The 11,670-nt window shown below is 31.5% G+C and carries 11 protein-coding genes; 4 read left to right on the top strand and 7 right to left on the bottom strand.

The features are described 5' to 3' along the window. Nucleotides 1-83: 83 nt before the first annotated feature. A complete protein-coding gene (locus tag ACN0WY_RS09485; protein WP_417800205.1) occupies nt 84-905 on the bottom strand; it encodes a copper resistance protein NlpE in 822 nt (273 codons plus the stop codon). Nucleotides 906-1,078: 173 nt separating this feature from the next. Further along, the gene (locus ACN0WY_RS09480) at nt 1,079-3,262 is read right to left on the bottom strand and encodes a DUF5916 domain-containing protein (RefSeq protein ID WP_417800204.1); all 2,184 of its coding nucleotides are present in this window, start codon (nt 3,260-3,262) and stop codon (nt 1,079-1,081) included. 341 nt (nt 3,263-3,603) lie between these two features. Here ACN0WY_RS09480 and ACN0WY_RS09475 point away from each other — a divergent pair, with 341 nt between their 5' ends. The 3 genes from ACN0WY_RS09475 to ACN0WY_RS09465 all read left to right on the top strand — a co-directional run bounded on the left by ACN0WY_RS09475 (nt 3,604) and on the right by ACN0WY_RS09465 (nt 7,693). After that, entirely contained in the window at nt 3,604-4,566 is a 963-nt protein-coding gene (locus ACN0WY_RS09475) for a sensor histidine kinase (RefSeq protein WP_417800203.1), read from the top strand. After that, nucleotides 4,563-5,267, top strand: coding sequence for a LytTR family DNA-binding domain-containing protein (locus tag ACN0WY_RS09470; protein WP_330489154.1), 705 nt, complete (start codon nt 4,563-4,565; stop codon nt 5,265-5,267). Before ACN0WY_RS09475 ends, ACN0WY_RS09470 begins: the two co-directional genes overlap by 4 nt. Nucleotides 5,268-5,353: 86 nt before the next feature. Further along, nucleotides 5,354-7,693, top strand: coding sequence for a DNA topoisomerase 3 (locus tag ACN0WY_RS09465; RefSeq protein ID WP_417800202.1), 2,340 nt, complete (start codon nt 5,354-5,356; stop codon nt 7,691-7,693). 31 nt (nt 7,694-7,724) lie between these two features. On the opposite strand, the gene ACN0WY_RS09460 is transcribed toward ACN0WY_RS09465, so the two are convergent. Next, complete coding sequence (locus tag ACN0WY_RS09460; protein WP_417800201.1) at nt 7,725-7,910, bottom strand: hypothetical protein; 186 nt, start codon at nt 7,908-7,910, stop codon at nt 7,725-7,727. A gap of 58 nt (nt 7,911-7,968) precedes the next feature. Beyond that, nucleotides 7,969-8,643 (bottom strand): TrmH family RNA methyltransferase, encoded by a 675-nt coding sequence (locus ACN0WY_RS09455; protein ID WP_417800200.1) that lies wholly within the window; start codon nt 8,641-8,643, stop codon nt 7,969-7,971. 88 nt (nt 8,644-8,731) lie between these two features. Here ACN0WY_RS09455 and ACN0WY_RS09450 point away from each other — a divergent pair, with 88 nt between their 5' ends. Further along, nucleotides 8,732-9,415, top strand: coding sequence for an NAD-dependent deacylase (locus tag ACN0WY_RS09450; protein ID WP_330489157.1), 684 nt, complete (start codon nt 8,732-8,734; stop codon nt 9,413-9,415). 15 nt (nt 9,416-9,430) lie between these two features. On the opposite strand, the gene ACN0WY_RS09445 is transcribed toward ACN0WY_RS09450, so the two are convergent. From ACN0WY_RS09445 to ACN0WY_RS09435, 3 genes are all read right to left on the bottom strand, one after another. Continuing rightward, nucleotides 9,431-9,904, bottom strand: coding sequence for a DUF6495 family protein (locus ACN0WY_RS09445; RefSeq protein ID WP_330489158.1), 474 nt, complete (start codon nt 9,902-9,904; stop codon nt 9,431-9,433). Between the two features lie 75 nt (nt 9,905-9,979). Next, on the bottom strand, nt 9,980-10,675 hold the full coding sequence (locus ACN0WY_RS09440; RefSeq protein WP_417800199.1) for a peptidoglycan DD-metalloendopeptidase family protein: 696 nt from the start codon (nt 10,673-10,675) through the stop codon (nt 9,980-9,982). 102 nt (nt 10,676-10,777) lie between these two features. After that, the gene (locus tag ACN0WY_RS09435; protein WP_417800198.1) at nt 10,778-11,665 is read right to left on the bottom strand and encodes an anti-sigma factor domain-containing protein; all 888 of its coding nucleotides are present in this window, start codon (nt 11,663-11,665) and stop codon (nt 10,778-10,780) included. Between the last annotated feature and the right edge of the window lie 5 nt (nt 11,666-11,670).

Below are 11,670 nucleotides of genomic sequence, written 5' to 3'. Positions count from 1 at the left end.
AACATATTTTTTTTGGGGGTATTTAAGAGTAAAAAACGCTTACCAATGGTAAGCGTTTTTCTTCAAATGATATATGCCTTAATTTACTTTTTTTGTAAAAAATATAATTGCGCTAGTTCTCCTGTTATTTCTTTGCCTTCAATATCTAGTTTCTGTATAGCTCCTTCAATAACTTTTAACTTATATGATTCTTTTTCTTCATTTAGCAACGTAATAACAGTTCCTGCAATATCCCATTTAAAACGTCCTTCTACTGTCTCTTCTTCCCCTTCTCCTATATACTTTGTAGTCATGGTATAAGTTCCATTATCTTTTAACTGAATGGTGGTTTTAATTCCTTCGCAATCTGCACACGGTAATACTCCTTCATATTTTCCACTCCAGTCTAAAGAGTTTTTTGCATTATGCTCGTCAACAACCACCGTCTTTATTGGATTTGTATTTACATTACCCTCAGTTTTATTTGATACTATTATGATCAACACAGGTTGTGAAGTATACCTAGTTTCTCCACCTTCAGTAACAGAATAGTCAAAATTAATTTCTTCTCCTGCTTTGGTAAGAGATATTGGTTGAAGCTCAATTGATTTATTACTAGCTTTAACAGTAACAGCAATTACGTATTCTTTTTCAAAATCAATTGCTGTTGGCTTACCGTCTTTTCCCATAAGTGCTGCCGCTCCAAAATACTTTTCAAATTCCTCTCTACTATTTATTTTGTTAGGTAGTTCATCTACATCGTTTTTAATAAAATATTTTGACGCAACTTTATAAGTCACTGTTACAGGTTCTTTCATTTCATTAACTTCTTCTTTACTCTCCTTTAGTTTCTGATTCTTAAAATTGCATCCTACGAATAGATAAAGAACTAATAATAAGGTTCCTAAAAATTTTAATGCTCGCATTTTTTATCTTACTTTAACTTAACAATTAAAACACTTTGTTCTGTGCTGTTTTTAGTATACATACTGGATTTATTTATAAACAGACAAATATTGTACCAATAAATTGAGCTTCTTTCCTTTTTAAAATTTGTCTTAAGTTATTTCTAAATCAATTCAATTTTACTTGTGTTTTCTTAGAAATCAAACCTGTAATTTGCTTTTAAAGCTAGCCCCCAGTTTTTACGTGATATATCTTGATTATAATTATCTGAAACTACTAAGTATATATAAGATAATGGCTTATATTCCCATTGCAAACGGCTATTGATATTAAAATTATCAAACTGAGTATTGTACTGTACATAAGTAGTCCAATTTAATCGGTTAGAAAAGAATATTTCTCCAGTAAAACGGGCTAAGTGAAAGGTTTCTTTTCCTAACTCCTTTAAATTTATTCTGTTTCTTTCATATCGAACCTGCAAACGTGCTAAGGGCATTAATCTATATTCTGCATTCATACTAATACCGTTTTTATAACCATTATAATAACTCCCATAACTTATATTTCCTCCATATTGGAACTTTTTATTATAAGCTGAGGCATATCCAAAACCAGCATCGAAATACTTATACTTTCCTGCTGTAATGGCTTTTCCGTTATTTAAAGGATCAAATGCATATTTTAGATTTACATATTCATGACGAAATCCACCGTACAAAAACGATTGATCTTTAAACACCAAATCATTATTTAACACCGTAGTTGATTGACTAACATTTCCTTGATCATCCCAATAGGTATCATTAGACAAATTTAAATAACGATGGTGATCAAAGAATTTAGCATTTTTATAAAATTTGGTCAAACGAATGCGTCCACTGACTTGTGTATACCCTTCACGTATAACTTCATCTAAAACGGCGTCATAGTTATATAAACGAGGTACGAAACCAACATCAGTAATATAGTTTTTCTCAACTTTTCTGATTCCAGCATACGCAGAAACATTAATATTATTGTACCAAACTTCTGTATTGTAAAATTTATTTTTTCCAGAAACATTACTTGTTGAACTACTCGAAAAATTTGCTAATCCTGTCCATTTATTATTTTTCGATTGATAATTTACATTAATTCCAGTAATTCTATTATAATCATCCATAAAAGAAAAACCATCTGTCTCTTGTCTATTAACGTAATACCCTGTTGCTGTGAAAAATTTGGATAGTTGTTGTTGTACTACCAACGCTCCATAATTCTGAGCAGGATTATCGTCTTTGGCTTTGGTGGCAACATTCAGTATACCTAATCGTGTTTTTTTAGTCATATTTCCAGACAATTTTATTCCAAATGATAGTTCGCTATCCGCACCAATACGTCTTGAATAAAAAGGATTTACACCACTAACTCCTAAGCTTGTGAATAAATCACTATTTTCTAAAAAGAAGTTTCGTCGTTCAGGAAAAAATATAGAGAACCTACTTAAGTTTGTAACTTGCCTATCTACATCTATTTGTGAAAAATCAGGGTTTATAGTAGCATCTAACTTTAAAGAAGAACTTACATTAAATTGTACATCTACACTTGGTTTAACCATGGTATCTTCTACATTACCAATTACATCCTTTGAATAATTTGTAGTTACTGATGGTGTAACAACAAATCTGGATGATTTATTTTTCGACAACTTTTCTACTTCGAACACTTTGGTAAATCGTAAATCAAATTGCGTATAATTACGATCTATTAATGTGCTCGTTGTCCATTCATTTAATTTAATATTTCTCGTGTGAAACATGACTCCCCATTCGGCAGAATCAACCTTATAGCCTAGTGCCTTTAAAGGAATTTCTATTTCAACTATTTTTAACTTTCCTTTTACAGATGTTCTTGCATTCCAAACAGTATTCCAACTAGTACTTACTTTAAAACCATCACCATTTCTGGATACCAATGCATCTACTAAAGCACCTCCCATATTGACGATAAAAAAATAACCTGATTGTTGTTGATTGTAGGTATCTAAAAGTATCGCAAAAGAATCGCTATCAGCTCCTGATGTTCCAATATCATCCCGTTTTAAAGACCCAATTTGAACAACATCAGTTGTATCTTGATATACAGCACTTATATATAACTTTTTACCGTTATGAAACATTTTTACCTCAGTTTTGTTAGACGCTAAATCTCCATTATTAGGTATATAATTAAGAAATTCTCCCTCAGGAATTAATTTGTTCCATATAGGTTCATTTAATTTTCCGTCTAATTGAATACTACTATCACTAAAAATTATTTTGCTTGTTTTTACATCAGACTGGGCTTGAACATAAAACATTTTAAAAACTAACATTAAAAAAAACACAATTCTCTTCATTTACTTAAATTAAAAATTAACAGCGTGCTCCTTATTTTTAAGCACATTTAGCAAACAAAACTATTTTAGAGATCTACTTGTATTTTAAAAAGTAGACTAACAAGCTGCTTTTATTGTCGGAAAGTTATATTTAAAAGAAACCCAGTTTGGTCTATGATTTTTTTACTACTAACTACAAAAAACAAGCTTTGAGCTACTTTTTATCTGCCTTTTTTTTAAAATTGTATTTTAGCGCACACATGAGTATTTTAAAAAACATTCTACATTTTTTTAAGCTTCCGACAGTAAAACAGTTTTTGTTTTGGTTGGGAGTGTACCTCTATTTTATTGGTACTGTAAACATGAATTATTACAGTGGTTATCCTGAAGTTTTAGAACATTATGCTATTTATGTTTTATGTCAGTTTATTGTCGCTTACACTTGCCTTAACTTTTTAATTCCTAATTTTTTAGTCCCCAAAAAAAATATTCAATTTACAATATCTCTTTTGCTTTTATTAGTTGGTGTGTTTATCTTTTTTGTTGGGTTTCATGAATATTATCACATTCCTAAATATTTTAAGTCTAGTAATAACAACGTATATGATTCTAGTAAGATGTTTTGGGAAAAATTATTGGATCTCCGAGTATTTCTGGGAAAGTCTACAATCATTTTAACTCCTACTATACTACTGGTTATCGCTAAGTTTTACAAAGATCAACAAGCTTACTTACAACTTAATGAGCAAAAAATGTATACAGAACTATCTGTTTTAAAGCACCAATTGAATCCGCATTTTTTATTCAATACGTTAAATAATTTATATGCTTTATCAATAGAAAAATCAGATGAAGCTCCTGAGGTAATTGCTAAGCTTTCAGAAATGTTAGATTATATGTTGTATGGATGTAACGACAAATACGTTTCATTAAATAAAGAAATTGAACTAATAGAAAACTATCTCGCTTTGGAAAAAGTTAGGTATGATGAGCGTGTAGATATTAGTTTTAATAAAGAAGTAACATCCGATGTTACAATTGCTCCTTTGATTCTTTTAACATTTATAGAAAATGCTTTTAAACATGGGGTTTCTCAAGAATTAAAGAAAGCTTTTATACATATAAATATTTCTGTAAAAGAAGAGTTTATAAGGTTTCATATAGTAAATTCAAAAGCAAAAAATAATATCGCTGGAAATAAAAAGAGTATTGGACTAACCAACGTAAAAAAGCAATTGGAATTATTATACCTTACTAACTATTCTTTAGACATTAAGGAAGATGCTTATACCTTTAACTTGTTTTTAAAATTACCTGTAAAATGATGTACAAATGTTTGATTGTTGATGATGAAAAATTAGCGAGAGGTCTCATAAAGACACACTTATCTCAATTAGATGATTTTGTACTAGTTGCTTCTTGCAGTAGTGCTATTGAAGCCAGTAATATACTTCAAAAAGAAACTATCGATTTATTGTTTTTAGATATTGAAATGCCTGTTTTAAAAGGCACTGATTTTTTTAAAAACCTTGTGCACAAACCTAAAGTTATTTTTACCACAGCTTATAGAGATTATGCTGTTGAAGGGTTTGAATTAAATGCAATCGACTATATTTTAAAACCCATAACTTTTCAACGCTTCTTTAATGCCATACAAAAGTTTAAGGCTTCACAAAAAGAGCCAATTATTAGTCCTTCAACAGTTTCTATTCCCAAAAGTAAAAGCTCTTTTATTTATATAAGAAAAGACCGAAAGCAGGTAAAAGTTCATTTCGATTCTATTTTGTATATAGAAAGTCTAAAAGACTACATTCAAATACATTCAGAAAAAGAAAAGCATATTACCAAATTTAGTCTATCCGCTTTTGAAGAAAAGTTAGATCAGCGATTTATCAGGATACATCGCTCATACATTGTTAATATAGATAAAATTACTGCATATACTAAAAACGACATTGAAATAGAGAAAATTGAAATCCCTATTGGTGAAAACTTTCGAAACAATCTAACTTTTATGGATTCATAATTAATTACAGTTGTTAAAATTTCCTCAAAAAACAACCTCTAACATTCACAAATAATTTAGTAATTTCGGCTTTCTAATTTATGTAAATGAAAGTTTGTATCGCCGAAAAACCAAGTGTAGCCCGTGAGATTGCTAATATCTTAGGAGCCAATACCAAACGAGATGGATATTTCGAAGGGAATGGCTATGCTGTTACGTATACATTCGGTCATTTATGTACCCTTTTAGAGCCTAAAGATTACAAACCACACTGGAAAAGCTGGGACTTGAACAACCTTCCCATGCTTCCTGAACGTTTCGATACGAAAGTAACTAATGATAGTGGTATTCAGAAACAGTTCAAAATTGTTAAGTCTTTATTTGAAAAAGCCGATGTGGTTATCAACTGTGGGGATGCTGGACAAGAAGGAGAACTCATTCAACGATGGGTTATCAATCAAGCAAATTACAAAGGTAAAATCCAACGATTATGGATTTCCTCCCTAACGGAAGAAGCTATTAAAGAAGGGTTTGAAAACCTAAAAGACAACGACGATTATAACAATTTATATTATGCGGGGTTTTCTCGTGCTATAGGTGATTGGCTATTAGGCTTAAATGCTACTCGTTTGTACACTGTAAAATTTGGTGGTTACAAACAAGTGTTGTCTATTGGTAGAGTACAAACTCCTACTCTGGCTATGTTGGTGGATCGTTATAAAGAAATTCAAAACTTTAAACCTGAACCTTATTGGGAGTTACAAACTCAATATCGTGAAACCTTATTTAGTTGTGAAGAAGGTCGTTTTCTTAAAAAAGAAGAAGGGCAAGCTTTTGCTGATAAAGTAAAAGAAAGTGATTTTGAGATAACCTCGGTTACGAAGAAAAAAGGAAAAGAATACGCGCCAAAACTTTTCGACTTAACGGGCTTACAGGTGTACTGTAACAACAAATTTGGATTTTCAGCAGATGAAACCTTAAAAATTGTTCAGAAACTATATGAAATGAAAGTGGTTACCTACCCAAGAGTAGATACTACTTTTTTACCGAATGATATTTATCCTAAAGTCCCGAATATTTTAAAAGGGCTAAAACAATATGCTTCGTTAACACAACCTTTATTAGGAAAGAAAATACGTAAATCGAGTAAAGTTTTTAACGATAAAAAAGTGACCGATCACCATGCTATTATCCCTACAGGAATAGAAATTAACCTGCAATACAATCAGCAACAAGTATATGATATTATTGTAAAACGATTTATTGCCGTGTTTTATCCTGATAGTGATATTTCTAAAACAGAAGTTAAAGGAGAAGCTGATAAAGTGCCTTTTAGAACTTCAGGAAAGGAAATACTCACCAAAGGTTGGCGAGCTGTTTTTGACTATGGAAACGATTCTAAAAAAACAGAAGAAAAAGATGTACTTCCTACCTTTGAAAAGGGAGAAAAAGGTCCGCACGAACCTTCTTTTTTAGAAAAGGAAACTAAACCTCCTCGAAACTATACCGAAGCGAGTTTGCTACGTGCTATGGAAACTGCTGGAAAGCAAGTAGATGACGATGAGATGCGCGAATTGATGAAGGAAAATGGTATTGGACGACCATCTACACGTGCAAGTATTATTGAAACCTTATTTAGAAGAAAATATATTGAACGTCAAAAAAAATTAATTCTTCCTACCCAAACAGGTATCGATTTGATTGATTTAATTGACAATGAATTGTTAAAGTCTGCTGAATTAACAGGGCTTTGGGAAAAGCGTTTGAAAGAAATTGAACGTGGAGAATATCATGCAGCTACGTTTATCAATCAGATGAAAAGAATGGTGGACGATTTAGTCTACGAAGTTCGTTCGAGCTCTAAAACGAAACGAATTTCTCATGAGGTTCAAAAAACGAAACAACCACCTAAAAAAACAACTTCTAAAAAGAAAACTGTCGTTGGTAAAGAATGTCCAAAATGCAAAAAAGGGCATTTATTAAAAGGCAGTACTGCTTATGGGTGTTCTGCCTATAAAAACGGTTGTGATTTTACACTTCCTTTTGAGTTTATGGATAAAAAAATATCTGAAAACCAACTAATTCGTTTACTTGATAAAGGATGCACAACGAATTTAAAAGGCTTCAAACAAGAAAATAAAAAAGTAGAAGGCTTGGTTCGTTTTGACAATCATTTCAATTTAAAGTTTGAACCTAAAAAAACGAGTTCTAATACTATTTCAAGCGATAGCGAGAAACGTAAGTTCAACGAAGCTAAATCTCAACCAGACACTCTCGCTTGTCCTAAATGCAACAAAGGAATTGTTTTAAAAGGAAAGTCTGCCTATGGATGTTCTAATTACAAAAATGGTTGTGATTTTGTGTTTACTTTTGAAAACATCAAAAAAATGGCTAACGGACAACCGTTAACCAAAGAGTTAGTATCTAAAATATTGACTTCTAAGTAAAATTATCTTCTTTGTTTGTAGCAATAACCTGCTAATTGATTCTATTACTCTTTTTAACAAACAATACTCCAATAGCAATTAAAATAAAACTAATAATTATATTTTCCCAAGATTTATCAACATATCCTCCCCAACCATAAAATTCATCCTCTTTGTAAAAAAGAATTAAAATACCTGTTAAAATAATTAAAAGTCCAATTATTTTACTTCTTTTCATTTTGTTTTAAATGAGTTTACCCTATTTTATTCACAACAATATCTTTACTTAAAAATAGTTACCTAACAATTTCATTATAGTAATACTCTATTAATTTCTCTGGATTTTTAATCGTATTTTTTATCCATTTAACGTACAATACTTTCTTTTCTTCTTCTGAAAGTTGCCAATGTATATCTGTTCTTTTCAAGCGTGTAGTTACATCTTGTAGAGTTATAGCTGCTGCTACTGAGATATTTAAGCTTTCGGTAAAACCAACCATCGGAATTTTTAAAAATCCATCTGCTTCTTGTTTGATATAATCTGAAATCCCATCTTTTTCAGCTCCAAAAACAAATGCTGATTGTTTTGTCACATCAAAATCGGGCAAAATACAAGAATCAGTATGTGGAGTGGTTCCTATAATTTGATACCCATTTGCCCGTAAATCTTCTAAACAGGCTTTGGTATTGTCTCCATCTTCTTTATACCGATGAATGTCTAACCATTTCTGGCTTCCTTTTGCTACATGCCTTGATACTTTATTGGTAAATTTATTCTCAATTGCATATACATCTTGTATGCCAAAGATATCACAGCTTCTTACCACCGCACTGGCATTGTGTGGTTGGTAAATATCTTCTAACACTACCGTAAAATGACGCGTGCGTTCATTTAAAACCTTATAAAAGGTTTCTTTTCTTTTCTCAGTAATATAACCTTCTAAATAGGCTAATAATCCATCATCTATCATGCAACAAACATAGTGAATTTTCCTATTTTTAGTCGCAGGGCGACAGCCTAGTATTTATTTTCTTAAACTTGCAACAAAATTTATATTTATGAAAAAACGTTTGGTAGTATTAACAGGTGCTGGAATTAGTGCCGAAAGCGGTATTAAAACTTTTAGAGATGCTGATGGTTTGTGGGAAGGTCATGATATTTATGAAGTGGCTTCTCCACAAGGATTTCATGCAAACCCTGAATTGGTGTTAGATTTTTATAATCAACGAAGAAGACAACTTTTAGAAGTTTCTCCTAATAAAGCACATCATAACCTAGTTTCTTTAGAAAATAATTTTGAAGTTGATATTATTACGCAAAACGTAGATGATTTACACGAAAGAGCAGGAAACAAAAATGTAATACACCTACATGGCGAACTATTAAAAGCTCGCAGTACTAAAAACAAACATCTTGTTTATAATTGGAATAAAGATATTGTTATGGGTGATGTATGTGAAGAAAATGCTCAATTACGCCCGCATATTGTTTGGTTTGGTGAAGATGTTCCGTTATTGGAAAAAGCGGCTGAAATAACCTTACAAGCAGATATTTTAGTAATTATAGGAACCTCGATGCAGGTATATCCCGCAGCTAGTTTGATTAACTATGTACCACACAATACACCTATTTATTTTATAGATCCTAAGCCTGCTGTAAACAAAAACGCCTTCCATAACTTAACTATTATTGAAGACGTTGCTAGTTCTGGTACAGATACGTTAATTACGCTGCTAAAATAAGCTTGGTATCGAGCATTATACATTTGATGTTAATTGATTAAAATACTCGTACAGTTCTCCTTTAGAAATAGTACTTCCTTTTTCAATTAAATCAAAAATTTCAACATTTCTTTCTTCTTGATAGTTTTTTGAACCTCGTAAAAATTCAAGTGCTTCATCATTTGGGTTTTTTAGTAACCATTCAAACCCATCTTGCTCTAAAACATTGACCTCTTTATTAATTTTTATCACAATACGATGTATTATTTTTTCTTCGCATTTAAATAGGTTTACTAAATTTGGAGAAAAATGTTCTAAGTACTCTGTTTTCGTTAATACATCATCCCAAACAACATCGCTAAACACATTCATTTCATCTTCTGCTACATGTGGTTTCTCTTTTTTTAGTTCATCCCATTCTTTTTTATCAATGTTTTGTGATGCTAAAAAACGTGCAAATTCTTCGTGTAATCCTTCAAACTGCTCTTTTGTAAGTTGTCTATATTTCAAAAATCTAAATTTTAATAATTAATTAACCCTAGTTTTTTTCAGTCTCTTTACTTAGGGCGATTATCTTGTTTTACTTCATTCCTCTATAAGGTTTTCTTGAGGCAATTTTAATAATAAATTAGGATTAGGGCAATTTTGCTTGTAAAAATCTAAGGTCTTTTTTGAAGACACGCCTGGGTAATCTCCTTTATAATCTTCAATATCTATTATTAACTGAAAATGCAAATGCGGAGCGTAGTCTCCGTTTACAGTACTATCCCCTAGAGTTCCTATCTTTTCTCCTTGTTTGACTTTTTTACCAACAGATATGCCTGCTAAAGATGCTAATGATAAATGACCGTACAATGAATAAAACTCATTTCCTTCAATTGAATGTTTTATAATAATTGTAGGTCCGTAATCACCGTAGTTTACATTGTTTTTAAAACTATGAATTTCACCTTCTAATACTGCTAAAATACCTGTGCCTGCATCACACCATAAATCGATTCCCAAATGAATATTTCGTTGATTTTCTTCTGATAATTTATTGAAATGTTCACTTCTACTATAAATATCTCTTATTTCTAAGTAGCCTCCAAAAGCAACTGTTTTTTTATGTTTTAATAAATAACTTTCTAAATATGCTTCCCATTCTTTTGATGAAGCAACATCAAAGGTTAGCTCTTTATTAGAGGCTGCTATTGAAATTGGTTTGTATTCATTAAAAGATATACTTATGTCAACTACAGGTAATGGTTGCTGAGATATACTTCTTAAAAAATCTGTCATAAAATAGTTTATATAAAAATAAGAGTAATCAAAAATAGTTGATTACTCTTAAAATAAGGGGAATTAGAGGTATTAATTAAATTTTACCTCTGATGTAGTTTATTATCTTGAAACGGTTCCTGTGATGGTTATCAAAGGACCAGCTCCTAAATCAATAGCTACATGTTCTTGAGCATCATCAGCTACTGTTTTAGCTAATGGTTTTAATGTAAAGGGTGCTGGGCTATTGTCTGGATTCGGCTCAACTGTAATTACAATAGTTGCACCTCTTAAATCTGTTGGAAAGGTTAGCCCGTCTGGAGCATTCATAAGGAAATCTTCTCCTGGAAAGAATCCATCAGCTCCATTAGGTGCTGGCAAATCTATAGGTCCACTAAAACCATCAAACTCATCTGTTGCTGCAAGTTTTGTAAACTTACCTGTAGTTACTGGTACTCCATTGATTACAGCCCATCCTTCATATTTCCATCCTTCATCTAACTCTGGCAATCCTAAACCTACTTGTGGTGGCATTCCTGGATCTAAAAACCAAACACCACTTCTTTCATTTGTATTTTCTCCATCTGTTGGAGTTGCTAAAATAAATTTACCCCAAGAGCTACTAAAATCTCCAACAATATTAGAGTTTATTGAAGCTGTATTTCCTGAAAAATTTCCTGCTAAAATTTTAGTATCTGAAGGTGCTGGATCTGAATCGTTTGTCGGTTCAATAGTTAAAACAAAAGTAGATGCTACTGATAACATATCTGAATCAATCACAAAAGAATTTTGCGATAATGTCCCTGAATCATTTACATTAAACGTTCCTGTTGACACTGGCCTATCTCCTACGATTATCCAACCTTCATACACATAGTCTGCTCCTAAATTTTCTAACCCACTTACATTTAAACTTAAGTTTGATGTTTTTGGTGTATTGTCATCGTCATCGCTACAAGCCGTAAAAGTTAATGCGCTCACTGCCGCCAGTGTTAAAAATATTTTTTTCATTGTTT

It is taken from the genome of Tenacibaculum sp. (assembly GCF_048269885.1).
Taxonomy (GTDB): domain Bacteria; phylum Bacteroidota; class Bacteroidia; order Flavobacteriales; family Flavobacteriaceae; genus Polaribacter.
Note: the sequence above shows the minus strand (reverse complement) of the source record. Positions and strands in the feature narration are given on the sequence as shown.

Bases quoted from the DNA above. Each gene is read 5' to 3' on its own strand.
- ACN0WY_RS09435 (WP_417800198.1), bottom strand. From the start codon at position 11,665: ATGAAAAAAATATTTTTAACACTGGCGGCAGTGAGCGCATTAACTTTT.
- ACN0WY_RS09475 (WP_417800203.1), top strand. From the start codon at position 3,604: ATGAATTATTACAGTGGTTATCCTGAAGTTTTAGAACATTATGCTATT.
- ACN0WY_RS09485 (WP_417800205.1), bottom strand. From the start codon at position 905: ATGCGAGCATTAAAATTTTTAGGAACCTTATTATTAGTTCTTTATCTA.
- ACN0WY_RS09465 (WP_417800202.1), top strand. From the start codon at position 5,354: ATGAAAGTTTGTATCGCCGAAAAACCAAGTGTAGCCCGTGAGATTGCT.
- ACN0WY_RS09480 (WP_417800204.1), bottom strand. From the start codon at position 3,262: ATGAAGAGAATTGTGTTTTTTTTAATGTTAGTTTTTAAAATGTTTTAT.
- ACN0WY_RS09455 (WP_417800200.1), bottom strand. From the start codon at position 8,643: ATGATAGATGATGGATTATTAGCCTATTTAGAAGGTTATATTACTGAG.
- ACN0WY_RS09440 (WP_417800199.1), bottom strand. From the start codon at position 10,675: ATGACAGATTTTTTAAGAAGTATATCTCAGCAACCATTACCTGTAGTT.
- ACN0WY_RS09450 (WP_330489157.1), top strand. From the start codon at position 8,732: ATGAAAAAACGTTTGGTAGTATTAACAGGTGCTGGAATTAGTGCCGAA.
- ACN0WY_RS09470 (WP_330489154.1), top strand. From the start codon at position 4,563: ATGATGTACAAATGTTTGATTGTTGATGATGAAAAATTAGCGAGAGGT.
- ACN0WY_RS09460 (WP_417800201.1), bottom strand. From the start codon at position 7,910: ATGAAAAGAAGTAAAATAATTGGACTTTTAATTATTTTAACAGGTATT.